Source organism: Sphingomonas kyeonggiensis (assembly GCF_014196745.1).
GTDB lineage: Bacteria > Pseudomonadota > Alphaproteobacteria > Sphingomonadales > Sphingomonadaceae > Sphingomonas > Sphingomonas kyeonggiensis.
The window spans coordinates 127,591-148,990 of record NZ_JACIEH010000004.1; the positions used below are offsets into that span (position 1 = coordinate 127,591).

The 21,400-nt window shown below is 66.8% G+C and carries 19 protein-coding genes; 7 read left to right on the plus strand and 12 right to left on the minus strand.

What is annotated here, in order from left to right:
* Nucleotides 1-43 precede the first annotated feature (43 nt).
* Nucleotides 44-1,294 (minus strand): multidrug effflux MFS transporter, encoded by a 1,251-nt coding sequence (locus tag GGR46_RS22120; RefSeq protein WP_246426306.1) that lies wholly within the window; start codon nucleotides 1,292-1,294, stop codon nucleotides 44-46.
* 99 nt (nucleotides 1,295-1,393) lie between these two features.
* On the opposite strand from GGR46_RS22120, the gene GGR46_RS22125 reads away from it, so the two are divergent.
* From GGR46_RS22125 to GGR46_RS22140, 4 genes are all read left to right on the plus strand, one after another.
* Nucleotides 1,394-1,900, plus strand: coding sequence for a hypothetical protein (locus tag GGR46_RS22125; protein ID WP_184000246.1), 507 nt, complete (start codon nucleotides 1,394-1,396; stop codon nucleotides 1,898-1,900).
* A 90-nt stretch (nucleotides 1,901-1,990) separates the two neighbouring features.
* On the plus strand, nucleotides 1,991-2,941 hold the full coding sequence (locus GGR46_RS22130) for an isopenicillin N synthase family dioxygenase (protein ID WP_184000247.1): 951 nt from the start codon (nucleotides 1,991-1,993) through the stop codon (nucleotides 2,939-2,941).
* Nucleotides 2,941-3,222, plus strand: coding sequence for a hypothetical protein (locus GGR46_RS22135; RefSeq protein WP_184000248.1), 282 nt, complete (start codon nucleotides 2,941-2,943; stop codon nucleotides 3,220-3,222). Before GGR46_RS22130 ends, GGR46_RS22135 begins: the two co-directional genes overlap by 1 nt.
* Before the next feature lie 69 nt (nucleotides 3,223-3,291).
* A complete protein-coding gene (locus GGR46_RS22140) occupies nucleotides 3,292-4,581 on the plus strand; it encodes a homoserine dehydrogenase (protein ID WP_184000249.1) in 1,290 nt (429 codons plus the stop codon).
* A gap of 128 nt (nucleotides 4,582-4,709) precedes the next feature.
* On the opposite strand, the gene GGR46_RS22145 is transcribed toward GGR46_RS22140, so the two are convergent.
* Together GGR46_RS22145 and GGR46_RS22150 are read right to left on the minus strand one after the other, a co-directional pair.
* Nucleotides 4,710-5,006, minus strand: coding sequence for a hypothetical protein (locus GGR46_RS22145; RefSeq protein WP_184000250.1), 297 nt, complete (start codon nucleotides 5,004-5,006; stop codon nucleotides 4,710-4,712).
* Nucleotides 5,007-5,081: 75 nt separating this feature from the next.
* Complete coding sequence (locus GGR46_RS22150) at nucleotides 5,082-5,447, minus strand: hypothetical protein (RefSeq protein WP_184000251.1); 366 nt, start codon at nucleotides 5,445-5,447, stop codon at nucleotides 5,082-5,084.
* Nucleotides 5,448-5,595: 148 nt separating this feature from the next.
* Between GGR46_RS22150 and glpX the strand changes: the two genes are divergently transcribed.
* A complete protein-coding gene (gene glpX / locus GGR46_RS22155; RefSeq protein ID WP_184000252.1) occupies nucleotides 5,596-6,561 on the plus strand; it encodes a class II fructose-bisphosphatase in 966 nt (321 codons plus the stop codon).
* A 249-nt stretch (nucleotides 6,562-6,810) separates the two neighbouring features.
* On the opposite strand, the gene GGR46_RS22160 is transcribed toward glpX, so the two are convergent.
* Genes GGR46_RS22160 through GGR46_RS22170 form a run of 3 tightly spaced genes read right to left on the minus strand, consistent with a single transcriptional unit; the run spans nucleotide 6,811 to nucleotide 10,698 of the window.
* On the minus strand, nucleotides 6,811-7,563 hold the full coding sequence (locus GGR46_RS22160) for an HvfC/BufC N-terminal domain-containing protein (protein ID WP_184000253.1): 753 nt from the start codon (nucleotides 7,561-7,563) through the stop codon (nucleotides 6,811-6,813).
* On the minus strand, nucleotides 7,553-8,404 hold the full coding sequence (bufB, locus tag GGR46_RS22165; protein ID WP_184000254.1) for an MNIO family bufferin maturase: 852 nt from the start codon (nucleotides 8,402-8,404) through the stop codon (nucleotides 7,553-7,555). The genes GGR46_RS22160 and bufB overlap by 11 nt, the downstream gene beginning before the upstream one ends.
* A gap of 11 nt (nucleotides 8,405-8,415) precedes the next feature.
* Complete coding sequence (locus GGR46_RS22170) at nucleotides 8,416-10,698, minus strand: ferritin-like domain-containing protein (RefSeq protein ID WP_184000255.1); 2,283 nt, start codon at nucleotides 10,696-10,698, stop codon at nucleotides 8,416-8,418.
* Nucleotides 10,699-10,888: 190 nt separating this feature from the next.
* Here GGR46_RS22170 and GGR46_RS22175 point away from each other — a divergent pair, with 190 nt between their 5' ends.
* Nucleotides 10,889-11,665 (plus strand): CPBP family glutamic-type intramembrane protease, encoded by a 777-nt coding sequence (locus GGR46_RS22175; protein WP_184000256.1) that lies wholly within the window; start codon nucleotides 10,889-10,891, stop codon nucleotides 11,663-11,665.
* A gap of 17 nt (nucleotides 11,666-11,682) precedes the next feature.
* A complete protein-coding gene (locus tag GGR46_RS22180) occupies nucleotides 11,683-13,536 on the plus strand; it encodes a CocE/NonD family hydrolase (protein WP_246426307.1) in 1,854 nt (617 codons plus the stop codon).
* Between the two features lie 131 nt (nucleotides 13,537-13,667).
* Here GGR46_RS22180 and GGR46_RS22185 read toward each other — a convergent pair whose 3' ends face one another.
* The 6 genes from GGR46_RS22185 to GGR46_RS22210 form a co-directional block, all read right to left on the minus strand.
* Nucleotides 13,668-14,318 carry an FABP family protein gene (locus GGR46_RS22185; RefSeq protein WP_184000258.1) on the minus strand — a complete coding sequence of 217 codons (651 nt, stop codon included), beginning with the start codon at nucleotides 14,316-14,318 and terminating at the stop codon, nucleotides 13,668-13,670.
* The gene (locus GGR46_RS22190; protein ID WP_184000259.1) at nucleotides 14,318-15,082 is read right to left on the minus strand and encodes an ABC transporter permease; all 765 of its coding nucleotides are present in this window, start codon (nucleotides 15,080-15,082) and stop codon (nucleotides 14,318-14,320) included. The genes GGR46_RS22185 and GGR46_RS22190 overlap by 1 nt, the downstream gene beginning before the upstream one ends.
* Nucleotides 15,079-16,014 (minus strand): ABC transporter ATP-binding protein, encoded by a 936-nt coding sequence (locus GGR46_RS22195; RefSeq protein ID WP_184000260.1) that lies wholly within the window; start codon nucleotides 16,012-16,014, stop codon nucleotides 15,079-15,081. Before GGR46_RS22195 ends, GGR46_RS22190 begins: the two co-directional genes overlap by 4 nt.
* Nucleotides 16,015-16,132: 118 nt before the next feature.
* Nucleotides 16,133-16,918 (minus strand): DsbA family protein, encoded by a 786-nt coding sequence (locus tag GGR46_RS22200; RefSeq protein ID WP_343058298.1) that lies wholly within the window; start codon nucleotides 16,916-16,918, stop codon nucleotides 16,133-16,135.
* Entirely contained in the window at nucleotides 16,915-18,273 is a 1,359-nt protein-coding gene (locus GGR46_RS22205) for a M48 family metalloprotease (RefSeq protein WP_184000261.1), read from the minus strand. Before GGR46_RS22205 ends, GGR46_RS22200 begins: the two co-directional genes overlap by 4 nt.
* Nucleotides 18,274-18,426: 153 nt before the next feature.
* Nucleotides 18,427-21,135, minus strand: coding sequence for an Rne/Rng family ribonuclease (locus GGR46_RS22210; protein WP_184000262.1), 2,709 nt, complete (start codon nucleotides 21,133-21,135; stop codon nucleotides 18,427-18,429).
* Nucleotides 21,136-21,400: the final 265 nt, after the last annotated feature.

Here is a 21,400-nt window from a genome sequence, read left to right on the forward strand (position 1 = left end):
CTTTTCCGAAAGTGCGAACGGCGGGAAGACCCCGAGCGTTCCCTCAGCTGGGCCGGAACATCCGTCCGCGCTCGGTGACCAGCACTACCACGAAAGCGATCAGGCCCATAAGCAGGAATCCGGCGTAGAGCGGCACGGTGGTGCCGTCGAACGCCTGGCCGATCGCCGCGCCGATCAGCGCCGAGCCGAGCGTGGTGACGAAACCCTGCAGGCTCGAGGCGGTCCCGGCGATCTCGCCCATCTTCTCCATCGCCATCGCCGAGAAGTTCGAGGTGGAAAGGCCCACACAGCCCATCATCAGCGCCTGGAGGATGGTGAAGCTCCAGATCGATTCGAGATCGGCCCAGGCAATGGCGAGGTGGATCGCGGCGAACAGGATCATGCCGATCAGCGCGGTGTGCGAGATCCGCCGCATGCCGACCTTCATCACCAGCCGCGAATTGAGGAACGAGCCGAGCGCCATGGTCGAGGCGACGCAGGGGAAGACCACCGCGAGCAGCTGCGGCGCGTGGAACACGTCCTCCATCACCTGCTGCACCGATCCGATGAAGCCGAACATGCCGCCGGAGAGCAGCATGATCCCGATCGTATAGCCCACCGCCTGGCGATCGCGCAGCATCAGGCCATAGTCGCCGAGCACGCGCACCGGGTTAAGCGACAGCCGTGCATCCTGCCCCAGCGTCTCGGGCATGCGCAGCCAGAACCACAGCACCACCAAGGTGGCGACGCCGCCGATCGCCCAGAAGATCAGCCGCCAGGACCCGGCATAGAGGATCAGCTGGCCCAGGCTGGGTGCTACGATCGGCGCCGCCATGAAGACGATGAAGGCCAGGCTCATCACCCGCGCCATCGAGCGCCCGGCGAAACAGTCTCGCACCAGCGCCACCGAAACGACACGCGCGCCGGCGGCTGATGCGCCCATCGCCGCGCGGGCGATCAGCAGCAGCGTGAAGCTGCCCGATGCCGCCGCCACCACGCTGGTCACCACATAGGAGACCAGCGCGATCGCCAGCACCGGGCGCCGGCCGAACCGGTCCGACAGCGGACCATAGATCAGCTGCGCGAAGGCGAAGCCGATCAGGAACGCGGTGATCACGTACTGGCGATGATTGGGCTCGTCGACGCCCAGGCTGGCGCCGATCGCCGGCAGGGCAGGCAGCATCGAATCGATGCCGAGCGCGGTGAGCGCCATCATCGCGGCGATCAGGCTGACGAACTCGCCGAACGCGAGCGGCGCCTTGTTCTGCGAGTCTGCGGTAAGGTGCGGCTCTTCCATCGGGCGCAAATGGCGCATCCCGGCCGCTGCGTCACCCCCAAAGCCTGCGCCATTGTTGCGCTGGCCATGCGCTTGGGTTAGTGTATTGTATTAATGACACACTGCCGGAGAGTGAAGATGCGTCGTCTGTCCCTGCTGCTGGTCCTTCCCCTCGCGCTCGCCGCCTGTGACGGCAAGGGCGGCACCTCGGTCTCGATCAACGCCACTTCCGACGATGGAGACAATTCCACCTTCGCGATGAACAACGGCACCGTGGCGATCAAGGGCGACGGCTTCGAAGGCAGCTTCAAGGTTCCGCAAATCAAGATGACTGCCGAGAATTTCGACATGAACGGGGTGAAGCTCTATCCCGGTTCGGAGATCGGCAACTTCCACATCGACGCCAACGACAAGCCGGGCAACGCCAAGGACGAGGGCAAGGTGACGGTGGACTTCACCAGCCCCGCCGATCTCGCCAAGGTGCAGGGCTGGTTCCAGGAGAAGCTGACCGGCAAGGGCTTCAAGTTCGCCGCGAAGGGCAATGGCTTCGCCGGCACCACCGACGACGGCGATCCCTTCACGCTCGACCTTTCGGCGGATGGCGGAGCGAAGACCAAGGGCCGCATCGAGATCAGCGGGAGCTGAGGCCGAACGCGCGATCCCTCTCCTCCACCGGCGCGCCCCTTGTCGCGCCGGTGCCAGCGGGTCTAACTGGCCGGCAAGGAGACTCGTAACATGGCAATAGTTCTCGACGAGGTGCCTCTCGTCTCGATGGCCGAGCAGGCGAACGACCCGGAGGGGTTTGCGCAGAAGTTCGGCCAGTCGTTCCGCCGCTTCGGCTTCGCGATGGTTTCGGATCACGGCGTGCCGCAGGAACTGATCGACCGCGCCTGGGCCAAGACCAAGGAATTCTTCGCCCTTCCCGAGGAAGAGAAGCGCCAGTACCACATTCCCGGCGGCGGCGGCGCGCGTGGCCTGACGCCGTTCAAGACCGAAATCGCCAAGGGCGCGACGCATGTCGACCTGAAGGAATTCTGGCATATCGGCCGCGAGCTGGCCAAGGGCCACCGCTTCGAGGCGCAGATGGCGCCGAACATCTGGCCGCACGCGCCGGAGGGCTTCAAGGAGACCTTCCTCGAGCTGTTCCAGGCGCTGGACGATGCCGGTGACCGGCTGCTCTCGGCGATCGCGGTCTATCTCGGCCTCGAGCCCCACTGGTTCGACCGCGCGGTGAAGGACGGCAACTCCGTGCTGCGCCTGCTCCACTATCCGCCGGTGCCCGCCAACGCCCCCGAAGTGCGCGCCGGCGCGCATGAGGACATCAACCTGATCACGCTGCTGCTCGGCGCCGAGGAAGCAGGCCTCGAGCTGCTCGACAAGGACGGCCGTTGGCTGCCGGTCAAGCCGCCCGAAGGCGCGATGGTGGTCAATGTCGGCGACATGCTGCAGCGCCTGACCAACCACTACCTGCCCTCGACGACGCACCGCGTGGTCAACCCGCCGGTCGAGCGCCGCGGCACACCGCGCTACTCGATGCCCTTCTTCCTGCATCCCGCGCCGGACTTCCTGATCGAGACGCTGCCGTCGACGATCACGAACGAGAGCCCCAACCGCTATCCGACGCCGATCACCGCGCACGACTATCTGTTCGAGCGGCTGGTCGAGATCGGGCTGATCAAGAAGTAATGTGGAAATGGCTGGCGATCGGCATCGGCGTACTGTCGATGTTGATCGCCTTCATCCTTTCGCAGTCCTGGATGCATGGCACGACGTTGCATGAAGCGGTCGGCTGGGTGCTCACCGGAATCCTGGCGGCCCAGCTGACCGCGCTGGTGCTGCGCAAGTGGCGCGTTTCGCTGATCGCCCCGCTGCTATGCTTCGTCCTCATAGTCGTCGACTCCCAGTGGCTGGGTCCCTGTCGCGACGGCTGCTCGGTCACCATCCAGGTCCCCGTGTCATCCCGATGAAGAAAAGCTTCTTCCCCTCCCCCGAAAGCTGGGGTTAGGGGTGAGCGGTTCCATTCTTCGGGGGATATCGTGACCGAACCGCTTCGTATCGCACTTGCAGGCCTTGGCACCGTCGGCGCGGGCGTCATTCGCCTGATCGACGCGAATGGCGAGCTGATCGCCCGCCGCGCTGGCCGGCCGATCGAAGTGGTCGCCGTCTCCGCCCGCGACCGCGCCAAGGATCGCGGCGTCGACATCACCCGCTTCGACTGGGTGGATGACACCGCCGAACTCGCGCGCCACCCCAGGGCCGATGTTGTGGTCGAGCTGGTCGGCGGCTCGGACGGCCCCGCCCTCGCGCTCGCCCGCGCCTCGCTCGCCGGCGGCAAGAGCTTCGTCACCGCCAACAAGGCGATGATCGCGCATCACGGCCTGGAACTGGCGAACGCCGCCGAGACTGCCGGCCTCGCGCTCAAGTTCGAAGCCGCGGTCGCCGGCGGCGTGCCCGTGATCAAGGGCCTGCGCGAAGGCGCTGCCGCCAACGAGATCGCCCGGGTCTATGGCATCCTCAACGGCACCTGCAATTTCATCCTGTCGAAGATGGAAGCCGAAGGCCGCGACTTCGCCGACATCCTCGCCGAAGCGCAGCGGCTCGGATACGCGGAAGCCGATCCGAGCTTCGACATCGACGGCGTCGATGCCGCACACAAGCTGTCGATCCTCGCCAGCCTCGCCTTCGGCACGCAGCCAGCCTTCGAGCAGGTCGCGATCGCCGGCGTGCGCCACATCCTGGCCGCCGACATCGCCGAGGCGGCCGCGCTCGGCTACCGCGTCCGCCTGCTCGGCCTGTCCGAAGCCAATGGGCACGGCCTGTTTCAGCGCGTCCATCCGCATCTCGTGCCACTCAGCCACCCGCTGGCGCACGTCACCGGCTCTACTAACGCCGTAGTCGCCGAGGGCAATTTCGTCGGCCGGCTGCTGTTCCAGGGCGCAGGTGCCGGCGACGGCCCGACCGCCTCGGCGGTGGTCGCCGACCTTATCGACATCGCCCGCGGCGAATTCGGCCCGCCCTATGCAATGCCCGCCGCCGCGCTCGCCCAGCCGGGTGCCGCCGATACCGGCGAGCGGATCGGCCGCGCCTATGTGCGCTTCACGGTCGCGGACAAGGTGGGCGTACTCGCCGAGATCGCGGCGGCGATGCGCGACGCCGGCGTCTCGATCGAAAGCCTGATGCAGCGCGGCGCCAGCGCCGATGGCAGCGTGCTGGTGGCGATCGTCACGCACGAGGGCCCGGAACGCGCGGTCGCCCAGGCACTCGACAAGCTGCGCGGCTCGTCAAGCCTGACCGGCGAGCCGATGTGGATGCATATCCTGGGGTGAAAACCTCCCTCTCTCCGCCAGCGGGGAGAGGGTGGCCAGGCGAAGCCGACGCCGGGAGAGGGGCATGACCTGGAGGAGGCGCCTGCCCCTAGGTCATGCTCCCGCTCCCCCGCAGGAGAGAGGGAGCATCAGTCGTTCAAGCTGGTCTTCAGCACCTGGCGCCCCTTGCGCGGGCACCAGGGCGCGCCGGTGGTGCCGCAGGCCATGCCAGTGCTCTTCACCGCTTCGCTCTTGGCATCGACGAGCTCGGTGCTCGGCAGCGGCAGGCGGTAGCGTTGCGCGGGATCGGCCTGCACGATCGGCAGGCGCTGCGCCGGCGCGGCGCGCGCCGGGATCCGCGTCATCCGCACCGTCTTCGCCCTGCGACGCTGCGGATCGATCGCAGGAGTGGCACCGGACAAGGTGAGGGCAACGAGCAGCAGCATCGGGGTCTCCGAAAGAAGTTCACCGCGCTCAACGCACGCGCCCCCGCCGGTTTCCCTGCTGCCTCCGGTTTCGCTTCAGGGCGCCAGTTCGCGCCGGCTCGTCCGCACGCCCCGCGAGCTGACCGTGACGCCCACCCCGACAGAGCCGCAGCGGACCGTGAAGGCACCCTGGCCGCACGGCATGTGCCCATCGGCACCGTCGAACACCCGATCGAGCCGGCCCTGATCGGTATCCGGCCCGCTATAGCTCGTTACCAGCGGCACGCGAAATTTGTCGGCATCGCGCCGCGAGCAGACGACGATCTCGCTCTCGTCGCGGGCGCGCTGGCACTTCGGATTGGCCGACCAGCGCGCGCGGTGCATCTCCATCACCTCGGCCGGCGTCATGTCGCGCGGCGGCGCATCGTCCTGGCCGAGCAGAAGCAAGGCGAAAAGCAGCATTTGCACATCCCTCCGCCCCCGGTTTCGTTGCGATAGCGGCATGTTGTGGCGGAATTGGGAGCAGCGCCGGGCTGACAACGTTAGCGGCATCGACAAGAGCCACGGTGCTGCCTAATCGCCGCCGCAAGTCCAACCACCGGGGTACCCCATGACTCAGCCCAGCCACGCCCTCGACCGTGTCCTCGTCCTCGAAATGGTGCGGGTGACCGAAGCGGCGGCGATCGCTGCTTCCACCCTGGTCGGGCGCGGCGACGAGAAGGCGGCCGATGCCGCCGCGGTCGAGGCGATGCGCGACGCGCTCAACAAGCTCTATCTCGATGGCACCGTGGTGATCGGCGAGGGCGAGCGCGACGAGGCGCCGATGCTGTTCATCGGCGAGAAGGTCGGCGCGGCGCAGGGCAAGGGCCCGGCGATCGACATCGCGCTCGATCCGCTCGAGGGCACCACCATCTGCGCCAAGGCCGGCCCCAATGCGCTGGCGGTGCTCGCCGTCGCCGAAAAGGGTGGGCTGCTCAACGCGCCCGACGTGTACATGGACAAGATCGCCGTCGGCCCGGGCTATCCCGAGGGCGTGATCGACCTCACCAAGTCGCCGACCGAGAACGTCCATGCGATCGCCAAGGCCAAGGGTGTGCAGCCGCATGAGATCATCGCCTGCGTGCTCGATCGCCCGCGCCACGAGAAGCTGATCGCCGAGCTGCGCGAAGTCGGCTGCGGCGTGGTGCTGATCGGCGACGGCGACGTGGCCGGCGTGATCGCCACCACCGATCCCGAGACGACGATCGACGTCTATATGGGCCAGGGCGGCGCCCCGGAGGGCGTGCTCGCCTGCGCGGCGCTGCGCTGCGTCGGCGGCCAGTTCAAGGGCCGGCTGATCTTCCGCAACGAGGACGAGCGCCAGCGCGCACGCAAATGGGGCATCGAGGATCTCGACAAGATCTACGACCTCACCGAGCTGGCCAAGGGCGACTGCATCTTCGCGGCGACCGGCGTGACCGACGGCTCGCTGCTCGAAGGCGTGAAGCGCTTCGCCACCAAGATGACCACCGAGAGCGTGGTGATGCGCGCCCATTCGGGCACGGTGCGCTGGGTGAAGGGCGAGCATCGGCTCTGATTTCAATTCCTCCCTCGGAGCGCAGCTCCGGGGGAGGAGTCCCAGACCTTGCAATGTAGGATTCCGCATGGCCTGCTCGCGCGGCCGGCCTCGCTGTCCGGCCGCTCTTTGACCCGTAGGAAATATAGGACGCGCACCGCGCTTCGCCCGGCAACGAAGTTGCGAAAGCCCCGTTCGACAGCGAGCCGTTGGGTGTCGGGACTTTTGTGACTTTCCAGGTGATTCGCGGCGGTGCCGTGTAGGAAGAGCCTATCCCGCCGCCGCCAGCCCCTGCGCCACCGCAAAGGGGAGCCAGCTTGCGACCCGCGCATCGGCCGGCACCGCCTGTGCTGGATCCCCGGGCAGCAGCGCCAGCCAGTCATATTGCCAGGGCTCGAGCGGCAGGCAGGAAACGCGGTAGTTCGCGCGCGCCACGGCGAGCAGCATCGGCTCGGGCCGGGGCGGCACGGGTTCGCCGCTGGCGAGCATCTCGCTGAAATCGAAGGGCAGAGCGAGCAGGCGGACGCTGTCCGGCCGGTACCAGCGCCGCGCGGCGGCCATGGCGAGCAGCTCGGCGATCATCGGATCGATCCCCGGCCAGGCCGGCGCGGCGCCTTCGATGCCGTGGGCGCGGTGCACTTCCGCCTTGGTCCGCTCGATCCGCGCCAGCGCGCCCGGAATCGCCTCGACCGCCTGCGCGCTGCCCGGCGGCCGCGCCGCATCGAGCCAGTCGGCGAAGCGCGCGCCGAAATCGTAGAGCGTGTAGCTGCGCGACGGGTAAGCCGCGATATAGCCCTGGGCGAAAAGCTGGAACGCGGTCGGCCCGGCCAGCGCCGCGAGCAGCGGATATTCGCTCTCCAGGCATTCGAGCAGGCGCTGGCGATAGCCTCTCGCATAGACCTGGATACGGTCCTCGGCGGTGAGACGGTTGTCGCCGTGCACGAAGTCGCGTGCGTCCGCACCCGATGCCGCCAGGATCGCCTCCTGCATCCAGTCCTGCAGTGCGGCGAGGTCAGGCGGCAAGCGGCAGCCCCTCGCGTACCCGCCGGGCCTTGGCGAGCTCGGCGGCGACCACCTCGAATGCCGGGATGCTCGCATCCCATTCGACCATCGTCGCGACCGGTCCGCAACGCTCCCAGACCTGGGCATAGAGCGGCCACACCGCATCGGGCACCGGCGCGTCATGCGTGTCGATCAGGTGGGTGCCGTGATCGCTCGGCCCGGCGAGATGGACCTGGACGACATGGCTAGCCGGGATCGCCTCGATATAGGCCATCGGATCGAGCGCATGGTTGAAGCTCGAGACATGGACATTGTTGACGTCGAGCAGCAGACCGCAGCCGGTCAGCTCGCACAGCCGGGCGAGGAACTCGGCCTCGGGCATCTGGCTGGCGCGGAATTCGAGATAGGTGCTGGGATTCTCGACGATCAGCGGCCGGCCGAGGAAATCCTGCACCGCGCGGACCCGCTCCGCGACATGGGCCAACGCCGCCTCGGTCAGCGGCAGGGGCAGCAGATCGTGGCTGTTCACCCCCTGCACCCCCGTCCAGCAGAGATGGTCCGAGACCCAGAGCGGCCGAAAACGCTCGGCCAGGTCGCGCAGCTTGCCGAGATAGGCCAGGTCGAGCGGCGCGGTGCTGCCGATCGACAGCGACACCCCGTGCAGCACCACCGGCCGGTGTGCCGCGACATGCTCGAACACCCGCATGCCCCAGCCGTGATTGTCGAGCAGGTTCTCGGTGATCGCCTCGAACCAGTCGACGCCCCAGGCTTCGGGGGGCGTCGACATCAGGTGCGGGAAATGCTCCTCGCGCAGCCCCAGGCCGTCACCGGGATTGGGCAGGCCGAGCCGGGGCTGCGTCATTCGATCCGTCCCTAGGTCGAGGGCGGATAGGCGAGGCGCAGGTCGTTCGGCGCCTGCTGGACCAGCCCTTCGACGGGCTTGTCCGGATCGCCGTTGACCTTGAAGGCCACCACCTTGGCGAATGCCTGGAAGGCGATGTCCTCGACCTTATCGCCTTCCTTGAAGTCGATCGTGGCGATCTTCTTCGAGGAAGGCGCGCCGCAGCCTGAGGGGGTAGGCGACGGCGAGGGGGACGGCGTGCCGCACAGATTCTTGTCGGCATCCGCCTTTGGCGCGCCGCACAGCACCGGCTTGGTGCTGCCGACCAGGGCCCAGACTTCCATCGTGCCCGACTTGGGATAGAGCTGCATCGCCGAGATCGGCACCGCGCAACCGCCGAAGCCGCCACAGATATTGTCGCTGGGCGCGGTGTACATCGGACCGCTCGGCGTGGGCGTCGGAGTGGGCGAAGGCGTCGGCGTGCCGCACAGCCCGCCATAGGCGCGCAAGCTCACCGCCGAGCAGCCGCCGCCCTTGATCGTGGTCGGCGTGCCGCAGCCGCCGCTCGCCACCGGGCTCGCCTTGGGCGCATTCGAGGTCTTGGACGATGCCGAACCGCAGCCGCTGCTCGCCCCGCCACAGCTGCCGCCGCCGCTGGTGAGCTGGACGAAGCCGCAGCCGCCCTGGCCCTTGCACAGGTTCGAGCCGCGACAGGTATGGTAGATCGAGGTTTCGGCGCAACTGTTCGCACCCCACTTCCCGCCGGTTTCCCCGACATCCAGGCCCTGGCACGCGTGGTTGACGATATACTTGTCCGGCTCGCCGACGCCCACCGACAGGTCCGGCGTCGCGCCGAACACCGCCCAGGCGGTCGACATGCGGTCGCCCGACCCGGCCATCGACGGGAAGGGGAAGGACACGGTGGCGCCGGCCGGGTTCCAGTAGCTGTCGAGCACGGTGGTGACGCCCTTGATCGCGCCGCACACCGCCTGGCTCATCTTCTGGAAATTGGCCGCCGCGTCGCCGCCATTCTTGAGCGCGTTGAGCGCGCCCGCGATCGCCTCGGGCGCGGGCAGGCCATAGGGATTGTCGTTCGGATCATAGCCCTCGGTGGTCAGGTCCGACGCGGCCCATTTGCCGATCTTGGGCGACTGGTCCCAGGTCTCGAGCCCGCCGCTGCCGCGGATGTCCTCGATCTCGCGGAAGCGGGTATAGTGATCGACACCGTCATTGTCGGAACGCGCCGCCGCATCCGCCGACGGGACCAGCTTCCCCTCCATCGAATAGCTCGGATAGTCGGAGGCGAGCGCGTCGCGGTTCGGGCAGTAGCTCGGGTTCACGTCGCCTTGGACGAGCTTGGTCTTCCCGTCGTTGAGCCGCTGGCCCTTCTCGTCATAGCGCGCGCCGAGCGTGGCACCTTCGCCCTGGTCGGTGATCGCGTTCATCATGTTGAGCGCCTGCTTCAGCGCGATCTCGGGATCGGTGAGCGCGATCGTGGTCTCGAAGCCCATGAACTCGCGCATCGGATGGCCGGGGAAGCTGAAGCTGTTGAACAGGTCGTTCTGCTGGCCCGATGCGTTCATCACATGGTCCCAGAGGCGCGTGCCGTCCTCGTAGCGGATCAGCAGATAGTCGCGGTAGCACTGGTACATATAGCCGATCGAGCCGAACATGATCTTGGCATCGAGCTGCTCGACCGTGGTTTCGGCGAAGGGCACCTTGGGGAAATAGCGGTCCTTGTTGCGGACGATGTCCTGCTCCGCCGTCTCCTGCGGCTGCTCGATCGCAAGGAACAGCTTGATCCGCTCCTCGTCGAGCGGGCCGACATTGACCTTCACGTCCTTGAACCGGTTGGTGTCGGTCAGGTCGACGATGCCGGGGATCGCGGTCAGCTTGGGGCCGTAGCAGGTCCAGCCATGGTCGCCGCTCTGCAGCGCGGTGGCGGTGAAGCTGGGCACCGCGCCGACCGCGGTGGCGAGGTTCGCCGCCATCTGGAGGTGGAGCATCTCCTGGATGAACACCGAGAAGACGATGTTGAACGCCTTCTTGTTGCCCCAGCCCTTCTTGCCCGGCTTGTAGTCGGTGAAGGCGCTGGTCTTGGCGCCGGGCCATTGCCGGCCCTTGTAGAAGCTGTTCCCCTGGCTGGTGATGGGATGCATGCCGGTGATCGAATAGAGCGAGGTCATGTAGAGCGGGACGGTGAACAGCTCGACGTTCACCGCCGCCTGCGCGATCCAGCGCACCACCAGCGTATCGGTGTCGAGGAACTTCAATGGGCGCGCGGAGAGCTCGCCTTCCTTGTGCGTCAGATGCATGCCAATTTCCCCCAAGCTTCGCAGGAGACTGCGATGGCAATGGGTTCCACCAACTATAGTTTCGCGTCAATCGAGGATGGCACCAATATAGTGTCATGCACTATTTGTTACGGCTTACACTCGATTTACCTTCATCTTTGCGCACTACTCCATCCTTGCCTGGCGCGCGGCTCCCGCTATGCCACCGTGCATGCTCGCACCCTTGCTGCTGATCGCCACCCTCGCACTGCTCCTCTGGGCCCAGCGCAACGACCGGCGCGGCTTCGAGCGCTTCCGCACGATCGAGGACACAAGCGAACGCCAGCGCGTCTTCCGGCGCTGGGCGATCCGCGGTTGCGCGCTCTATCTGGGCATGCCGCTGGCCGGCCTGGCGCTACTCGGCCGGATTCATGCGCTCTGGATCTTCCCGCATGAGTTCGCACCGCTGCTTCCCTACGCCCCCGTCTTCTCCCTTGAGGACAGCGCCTTTCTCGCCCCTCTGCTGATCGGCGCGTTCGGCGGCCTGGTGCTGGGCGGGGGGATACTCATCCTGCGGAGCCGCCGGCCGGCCAAGGCGAAGCGCGCACTCGACATCTCGCCAATGGTGCCGCGCAATCGCGCCGAGAGGCTCCACATCCTGCCGGTGATCCTCAATGCCGGGGTGAGCGAGGAAGTCTGCTTCCGGCTCTACGTCCCGCTGCTCGCAACCCTGTGCGGCGCGCCGGCCTGGGCCGCTTTCCTCGCCGCAGCTTTGCTCTTCGGCTGGCTGCACCGCTATCAGGGCTGGCTCGGCGTCCTGCTGTCCGGCGCAGTCGGGACGGCATTGGCAGTCTTCTATGTCGGCGCGATGGAGCTCACCCTGCCGATCGTCGTGCATCTGGCGCTCAATCTGAATGCGCTGCTCCTGCGCCCCGCGATCCAGCGGCACTTCCGGCCCCGCACGGCGATTGACACCGACAACACACCGGTTACGCCCTCCCCCAATTGAATTTTAGGGAGATGCGCATGCGGTTGGTCAGTCTGTTCGCCCTGGCGGTCGCCGCCGCCCCGCTTGCGGCACTTCCCGCGAAGCAGGCGGCGCCCGCGCCCCAGGCCGCCGACAGCGCCTTCACCTTCGAGGAGGCGATGATCCCGATGCGCGACGGAGCGAAGCTGCACACCGTCATCATCCGCCCCAAGGGCCAGACCGGCCCATTGCCGATCCTGTTCCAACGCACCCCCTATGGCGCACCCGGCGCAGCGCCGCGCAGCATGCCGGGCAACTGGTCCGCGCTCGGCAAGGACGGCTATATCTTCGTGTTCCAGGACATGCGCGGCCGCTTCGCGTCCGAAGGCGGCCCCTTCACCCTCTCCACCGAGATCAAGACCGGCAAGGGCGAGACCGACGAATCGACCGACGCCTATGATTCGATCGACTGGCTGGTGAAGAATGTGAAGCCGAACAACGGCAAGGTCGGCATGTGGGGCGTGTCGTACCCCGGCTTCACCGCCGCGATCGCCGTCGCCCGCCCGCACCCGGCGCTCAAGGCCGTCAGCCCCCAGGCGGCCTGGATCGACTATTGGAAGAATGACGATTTGCACCGCTGGGGTGCGATGCGCCTGACCTATGCCAGCGACTGGGTGAACAGCCTCCAGGCCGACAAGACCAATGACGGCATCGACCTGTACGACCGCTACGACACGTACGAGTGGTTCCTGAAGGCAGGCTCGCCGGCGGACATCGAGGCGAAATACTTCAAGGGCCGGGTGCCGCTGTACAAGCAGATGATCGAGCATCCCGACTATGACGATTTCTGGAAGAAGCAGGTCTGGTCGAACACGCTGAAGAAGACGACCGTGCCGACGCTCAACGTCGCCGGTTACTGGGACCAGGAGGACCCCTGGGGCAGCTGGCAGATCTTCGACAAGCAGCGCGAGAATGATCCGAACAACCTGTCCCTGATGGTCGCCGGCCCATGGAACCATGGCAGCTGGCGCTCGGCGGGCAACATGCTCGGCCGCATTCCGATCGGCACCGACAGCGGCGCCCAGTTCATGGAGCAGGTGGAGGCGCCGTTCTTCGCCTATTGGCTGCACGGCAAGGGTGCCAAGCCCGATTACCGGATGAAGAGCTTCCAGTCCGGCAGCTGGCAGTGGAAGACCTACAACCAGTGGCCGCTCACCACGGCGAGCAGCAAGAGCATCTATCTCCACGCCGATGGCAGCCTGTCGTTCACCGCGCCGGCGGCGGGTGAAGGCTGCCGCGAATATCTCTCCGATCCGGCCAATCCGGTGCCGTTCCGCGCTCGCCCGATGTCGGCCACCTATGCCACGCCGGACTGGCGCTGGTGGGAGACCGAGGACCAGCGCTTCGCCGATTATCGCCCGGACGTGCTGAGCTACACCAGCGCCCCGCTCGATGCCGACCTGACCGTGACCGGCGCGATCACCGCCGCGCTGGAGGCCGCGACCAGCGGGACCGACAGCGACTTCATCGTCAAGCTGATCGACGTCTATCCGGAGGATTTCGAGAAGGCGCCAACCGCGATCGGCGCCTATGCCAAGGGACTGAACGGCTATCAGCTGCCGGTCGCCATGGAGGTCAAGCGCGGCCGCTACCTGCAATCGTTCGAGAAGGCGACGCCGCTGGTGCCGAACCAGGTGAACGACTGGACGATCCCGCTGCGGAACCACGACCACGTCTTCAAGAAGGGCCACCGGATCATGGTCCAGGTCCAGTCGAGCTGGTTCCCGATGATCGACCGCAACCCGCAGACCTTCGTGCCGAACATCTACAAGGCCAAGCCGGCGGACTATCAGAAGGCTACGCAGAAGGTCTGCGCCGGCTCGGCGATCATGCTGCCGGTGGTGGGGAACTAGCAGCCCACCATCTCTTTCGTCATCCCCGCGAAAGCGGGGACCCAGCTCCGACACTGTCGGCAATTACGACCGGTGCGTCGATGGATAGTCCGGGAGATGGGCCCCCGCTTTCGCGGGGGTGACGGCTTGGATTACCCCTGCCCCTTCGCCGCGAGGATCTGCACCCAGGGGTTCGGCTTCGCCACCCCCACCCGCTTCAGCGTGTTGCGGTCGTGATGGTCGAACGGCCCCTGGCCCTTCACCTCCAGCGTGGTGTGGATGTCGTAGCTCCAGCCGCCATCCTCGGCGAAGGCGATGTCGATCGTATAGGCATCGGTGCGGAAGGCATATTCGAGGAAGTCGGTCGAGCAGATGCCGTAGCTGGTCTCGCCGCGCTTCGCCTCTACATGGATCGCCTTGTCGCCCGGCGCGCCCTTGCCGCTGGCGAGCAGCACTTGGCCGCGGGGGATCGCCAGCGTCTGCAGGATCAGGCCGGTCGCCGGCTCCCACAGCCAGTACCCCACCTGGTCGTGGAAGGTGATGTCCTCTTCCTCGGTGGTGATGTGGATATGGTAGCGCAGCCCGTAGAAGAGCTGCGGGCCGTTGGCCTGGGGATCGATCGGCACGCACTCGATCCGCTCGATGAACTCGCGCCGCTCAGGTCCTTCGGCCTTGGGGTTGAGGTCGATGCCCTTCTTGCCCTCCCAGCGCCCGGCAAGCGGTGCCAGCGGGCCGAGATTGGCGAGCGTGTGGGGATCGACGTCCTCGGGCTCGGTGAAGATATCCAGGGGAAAGGGTGTCATCAGTTCTTGAGCCTGTAGCCGGTCCGGAAGATCGTGACGATTAGACCAAGGCATAGGGCGAGGAACAGGGCGACGAAGCCCAGGCTCCAGCGCACGTCGATGTCGCCGACATCGCCGAAGAACGCCCAGCGGAAGCCGCTGATCAGATAGGCGACCGGGTTGAACAGGCTCACCGTGCGCCACGGCTCGGGCAGGAAGCTCAGCGGATAGAAGGAACCGCCCAGGAAAGTGAGCGGAGTCAGGATCAGCGCCGGCACCACGTTGAGCTGCTCAAAGCCCTTGGCCCAGATGCCGATGATGAAACCGAACATCGAGAAGCTGATCGAGGTTAGCAGCAGGAAGGCGAGCATCGCCAGCGGGTGATCGACGCGCAACGGCACGAACAGGCCCGAGGTGAGCAGGATGATCAGGCCGATCACCACCGACTTGGTCGCCGCCGCGCCGACGAAGCCGATCACCAGCTCCACCGCCGAGATCGGCGCCGAGAGCAGCTCGAACACCGTGCCGGTGAACTTGGGGAAATAGATGCCGATCGAGGCATTGGCGACGCTCTGGGTGAGCAGCGACAGCATGATCAGCCCCGGCACGATGAAGCTGCCATAGGGCACGCCTTCGATCGAGGGGATGCGGCTGCCCATGCCGCTGCCGAACACGATGAAATAGAGCGCGGTGGTGATCACCGGGGTGACGATCGACTGCCAGAGCGTGCGCAGCGTGCGCGCCATCTCGAACTTGTAGATCGCCCAGATGCCGTGGAAGTTCATGCCCGGGCCTCCTTATGTTCGACGAGGCCGACGAAGATGTCCTCGAGGCTGGATTTGCTGGTGTCGAGATCCTTGAACCCGATGCCCATCTCGCCGAGCTTGCGCAGCAGCGAGGGAATGCCGGTGCGCTCGGCCTGGGCGTCGAAGGTGTAGCGCAGGCGCGTGCCTTCGTCCTCGAGGCTAAGGTGCCATTCCTCGAGGCCCGCCGGGATCGCGACCATCGGCTCGACCAGGCTGAGGTCGAGCTCGCGCTTGCCGAGCTTCTTCATCAGCTCGGCCTTGTCCTCGACGAGAAGCAGCTGGCCCTTGTCGATCACGCCGACCCGGTCGGCCATCTCCTCGGCCTCTTCGATATAATGGGTGGTCAGGATGATGGTGACGCCGCGTTCCCGCAGCTTGCCGATCATCTTCCACATGTCGCGGCGGAGCGACACGTCGACGCCGGCGGTGGGTTCGTCGAGGAACAGGATGTCGGGCTCGTGGCTCAGCGCCTTGGCGATCATCACGCGGCGTTTCATGCCGCCCGACAGCTCCATGATCTTGGAGTTGCGCTTATCCCACAGCGACAGGTCCCTGAGGATCTGGTCGCAAAACTCCTGATTGGGCGCCTTGCCGAACAGCCCGCGCGAAAAGCGCAGCGCGCTGCCCACGGTGGAGAACATGTCGACCGCGATCTCCTGCGGCACCAGCCCGATCTTCGAGCGGGCGGCGCGCGGCTCGCGCACCGCGTCGTGCCCGTCGACCAGGATCGTGCCGGTGCTCGGCGTGACGATCCCGCAGATGATCGAGATCAGCGTGGTCTTGCCTGCCCCATTGGGACCTAGCAGCGCGAAGATCTCGCCGCGGCGGATCTCCAGGTCGACATGATCGAGCGCCTTGTGGCCTGAGCCATAGGTCTTGCTCACGCCGTTTATCGAAAGAATGGATGTCATGATGCCCCCGGCCGGGAAAGGACCCGCTAATTAGGCACGGCGATGCGACGCGGCAACCGCTCGGTACAAAATAGGACGACTTAAATCCTCCCCTGGCTCGCCAAGGGAGGATTATGGGTCACTTGCCCTTGCGCGCTTCCGCTACCGCCGCGGCGAGCCCGTCATAGTCGCGCATGCCGTAGAGCAGCTTGCCGCCAACCACCCAGCTCGGCGTGCCGGTCATCGCAAGCTTCTGGCCGAACTTGTGGTTGGCGACGATCTCGCCTTCCACCGGCTTCGATCCGATCACCTGCTTCGCCTTGGCCATGTCGAGCCCGGCCTTCCCGGCGGCCGCCTCGATATTGGCCGCGCTCGGCCCGTCCATCGCGAACAGCGCGTCATGGAACGCACGGAACTTGTCCTGCTCCGCCGCCGCCAGCGCCCAGCGCGCCGCGACCAGGCTGTCCGGCCCGAGCACCGGATATTCGCGGTACACCACCTTCACATTGGGATCGCGCTTCAGCAGCTCCTGGATCGCCGGCAGGCTGGCACGGCAATAGCCACAGGCATAGTCCATGAAGGCAACCACGGTTACGTCGCCCCTGGGATTGCCCGCCCAGCCGCCGGCATAGGGCGTCTCGAGCTTGGCGCGCTCGGCGGGAAGGGTCTTCTCCGCAGCTGCGACTGCCTCCGCCTGTGCCTTGTCGGCATTGGCGCTCTGCTTCTGGTTGTAGCGCTCGACCGATTCGAGCAGCACCTCGGGATGGGCAAGCACCCAGTCGTGGACCACCCGCTCGGCCTGGCCGCGCGGCCCCATGCCGGGCACCAGCGCCTGGATGGCCGCGAAGATTCCCGCCCCCGCCACTGCGCACAGCACGAAGGCGCCGGCCAGCGCCAGCCTGTTACCCAACAAACGCTCGATCACTGCCGCCCCTTCTTCTTCCGCATTTCGTCCCAGGCGGTCTGCGAGACCATGTTGATGTCCTGCGCGCGCACCCAGTCGGCCGAGCCCTGGGGCAGGCGCGCCATCGCCGCGCGCGAGCTCATCAGCGCGGTGCCGACATCGCCCATCATGTGCGCACGCTCGGCGGTGGCGAGCGCGGTGCGCGCCTCGTCGCCCTTGCGGTCATAGACCGTGCCGAGATTCAGCCAGGCGAAGGGATTGTCGTTGTCACGCGCCACGGATTGCTTGAGCACGCGCTCGGCCTCGTCGAGATTGGCCTTGTCCTCGGTGGCGAGCAGCGCATGGCCCAGCGTGCTCGCGATCAGCGGCGCGTTGTTCGACAGTGCCGTCGCCTCGCGCAGCGGCGCGATCGCGCCCTTGGGATCGCCCGATTCGAGCAGGATCTGCCCTTCGAGCTCCAGGAAATAGGGGTCCTTGGGCTCCGCCTTGACCAGTGCCTGGGTCTCGGCCGCCGCCTGCTCGGGATAGCCCGATTTGTGATAGGCATAGGCGCGGGCGTAATGCGCCTCGACCGACTGGTTGCTGAGCGGATATTTGGCCAGCGTATCCTTGGCGTCGCTCACATAGCCGCGCAGCTTGGCCTGGACGCGCTTGAAGCGGACCTCGAGATTGGGGTCGAGCGGCTTGTTCCAGCTCGGCGCGTTCATAAGGTCGGCCTTGAGCGTCTCGACGCGATCCTGCGACATCGGGTGGGTCTGCGCGAACGGATCGACCTCGGGATTGCTAGTGTAATAGCCATAGCGGTGCATCTGGGCGGTGAGCTTGTCGAAGAAGCTCAGCATGCCCTTGCCGCTGATCCCGGCGCTATTGATGAACTTGGCGCCGGCGGCGTCGGCCGAGCTTTCCTGAACGCGGCTGAAGGCGAGATACTTGCCGATCGCGGCGCGCTGTCCGGCCATCAGGATGCCGGTGCCCGCCTCGCCGCTGCCCGCGGCCATCGCCGCCACGCCGAGCAGCAGGCTGAGGATCGAGATGTTGGTATAGCCGCCATCGCCCTGGAACACGGCATGGCCGCCGACGATGTGGCCGATTTCGTGTGCGATCACGCCCTGCACCTCATTGGCGCTCGACGCCGCGTCGATCAGGCCCGAATGGACATAGACGATCTGCCCGCCGGCGACGAAGGCGTTGATCGAGCCGTCGTTGATCAGCACCACCTTGGCATTGGCGGGCGAGAGACCGGCCGCGATGAACAGCGGCTTTGCCATGTCGTTGAGCAGTGCCTCGGTCTCGGCATCGCGCAGGATCGACTGGGCGGCGGCAGGCTGGACCCAGAGCAGCAAGGCGGCCGAGAGCAGGGCGAGGATACGCTTCATGCCCGTTCGTATCCTCCGAATTCCACCCGCGATCAATGGCATTGGCCGTGCGCCTGCACCGATGAACCGCGAGTGAAGCGCCTCGAGGGCAAGCCCATGAAAAAGGGCGCCGATCCCTGCGGACCGGCGCCCCTTTTTCTCAGGCTTGGAGGATCAGGCCCCGAAGGTGCGCTGCCACCAGCCGCGACGCGGCGAGCCGTCGGCGTTCTCACCCTCGCCCTCTTCGCCGTCGGCCGCTTCGGCCGGTGCGGCGTCCGCCGCAACCGGAGCGGCTTCCACCGCCGGAGCCGCCTCGTTCACCGACTCGGCCTCGACAACCTCGACCTTCTTCTTGCGCGTGCGCTTCGGCTTGGCCGGAGCGGCTTCCTCGGCGATCGGCTCGGGTGCCGCCTCGACCGGCGCTTCCACCGCAGGCGCGGCTTCGGCCTCGACGGCCTCGACCTTCTTCTTGCGCGTGCGCTTCGGCTTGGCCGGAGCGGCTTCCTCGGCAACAGGCTCGGGTGCCGCCTCGACCGGCGCCTCTACCGCGGGAGCAGCCTCGGCCTCGACAGCCTCGACCTTCTTCTTGCGGGTGCGCTTCGGCTTGGCCGGAGCGGCTTCCTCGGCAACAGGCTCGGGTGCCGCCTCGACCGCCGCGGCGACTTCGGTCACCTCCTCGGCAGCGTCTTCGCCGGCATCCTCACCACCCTCGGCGCGATCGCCACGGCGACCGCCGCGACGGCCACGACGGCGGCGCTTGCGGCCACCTTCACGGCCTTCGCCTTCGCCCTCGGCAGCGGCGGACGCTTCCTCGCCCTCGGCAACGTCAGCTTCGCCTTCGGCCTCGACATCGGCCTCCTCGCCGGCTTCGGCCTCACCCTCGGCGCCTTCGCCTTCCTCGCGGCGGCCACGGCCACGCCCACGGCGACGACGGCGACGCTTGCCGCGGCCCTCGCCATCCTCGTCGCGCTCCCGACGCTCGCTACGGCCCTCGCGGCGATTGCCGGCCTCGGCCTCCTCCTCGAGCTCCTCTTCCTCCTCGTCGATCTCCTCGACGTAGTCGTCGTCCTCGGGCTCTTCGATCAGCTTCTCGAACTTCGGTGCATGCGCCGGCGGCGGGCCCGAAGCCTCGACCGACATGCGCGCGCCCTCGAGCTCGCCGTCCGACAGGATCTCGACGGTCACGCCGTAGCGGTCCTCGATCTCGGCGATGTCGGCGCGCTTCTTGTTGAGCACGTAGAAGGCGGCTTCCTGGCTGGCGCGCAGCGTGATCACCGAGCCGCGGCCACGGGCGGCTTCGTCCTCGATCAGGCGCAGCGCGGACAGGCCGGCCGACGAGGCGGTGCGGACCAGGCCGGTGCCTTCGCAATGCGGGCACTGCACGGTCGACGCTTCGAGCACGCCGGTGCGCAGGCGCTGGCGGCTCATCTCCATCAGGCCGAAGGCCGAGATGCGACCGACCTGGATGCGGGCGCGATCGTTCTTCAGCGCCTCCTTCATCGCCTTCTCGACCTTACGGACGTTCGACGAGTGATCCATGTCGATGAAGTCGATCACGACGAGGCCGGCCATGTCGCGCAGGCGCAGCTGGCGCGCGATCTCGTGCGCCGCTTCCAGGTTGGTCGCGGTCGCGGTCTGCTCGATATTGTGCTCGCGCGTCGAGCGGCCCGAGTTGATGTCGATCGACACCAGCGCCTCGGTCGGGTTGATCACCAGGTAACCGCCGCTCTTCAGCTGGACGACGGGATTGTACATCGCCGACAGCTGATCCTCGACGCCGGCGCGCTGGAACAGCGGCACCGCGTCGGCATATTGCTTCACCTTCTTGGCATGGCTCGGCATCAGGAGCTTCATGAAGTCCTTGGCCTGGCGATAGCCGTCCTCGCCCTCGACGATCACCTCGTCGATGTCGCGATTATAGATGTCGCGGATCGCGCGCTTGAGCAGATCCGAATCGCCATAGACCAAAGCCGGCGCGGTCGACTTGAGCGTCTCCTCGCGGATCCCGTCCCACAGGCGCGCCAGATAGTCGAAGTCGCGCTTGATCTCGACCTTGGTGCGCTGGAGGCCCGCGGTGCGGACGATGCAGCCCATCGACGGCGGCAGCTTCAGGTCCGCCATGATCGTCTTGAGGCGCTTGCGATCGGCGGCCGAGCTGATCTTGCGCGAGATACCGCCGCCATGCGCGGTGTTCGGCATCAGCACGCAGTAGCGGCCGGCGAGCGACAGATAGGTGGTGAGGGCCGCACCCTTGTTGCCGCGCTCTTCCTTGACGACCTGGACGAGCAGCACCTGGCGGCGGCGGATCACGTCCTGGATCTTGTAGCGGCGGCGCAGGTTCATGCGGCGCTGGCGCAGCGCCTCGGCCGGGCTGTCCTCGCCACCATTGCCGCCACGGCGCTTGCCGCGACGACCGCGACCACGGCCTTCCTCGCCCTCGCCACCTTCCGAGGTTTCGCCTTCGGCTTCCTCGGACTCGTGGTCGTGGTCTTCCTCGTCGTCGTGCGGACGCTCGAGCACCTCGACGCCGTCATCGCCGTCGAGATGATCCTCGTCGCCATCCTCCTCGGCGCGCAGCGCGGCTTCCTCGGCCGCATGCTCGGCTTCCTCGCGGAGCAGCGCTTCGCGATCTTCCTTGGGAATCTGGTAATAGTCGGGATGGATTTCGCTAAAGGCCAGGAAGCCGTGGCGGTTGCCACCGTAATCCACGAAAGCCGCCTGGAGCGACGGCTCCACGCGGGTCACCTTGGCCAAATAGATATTGCCCTTGAGCTGCTTGCGCTCGGCGGACTCGAAATCAAACTCCTCGATTCGGCTTCCCTTGACGACGGCCACGCGGGTTTCCTCCCGGTGGCGTGCGTCGATCAGCATACGCATGGTCATTTATTGTTCTCCGGGCGCGCCGGCCCAGGCCCTCTAGATTTGTGTTGCGGAGGGCTCGCGCAGGCGCGCGACATACAATGCGGCCCTGGCCGGCGGATTCGCCGGCTGCGGTCTCGCGGGTTTCGAAAACTGCTGCTGCTCGCAGGGCACGCGCGAACCGGTGGTCCGCAGACTCCGCCGCCATCACGCGGCCGGCCATCGGGGCCGGTCGGTGCAGACGTTGCGGAAATTGCCTCATGTGAGCGTCAACCTGAACTGTCGCGGC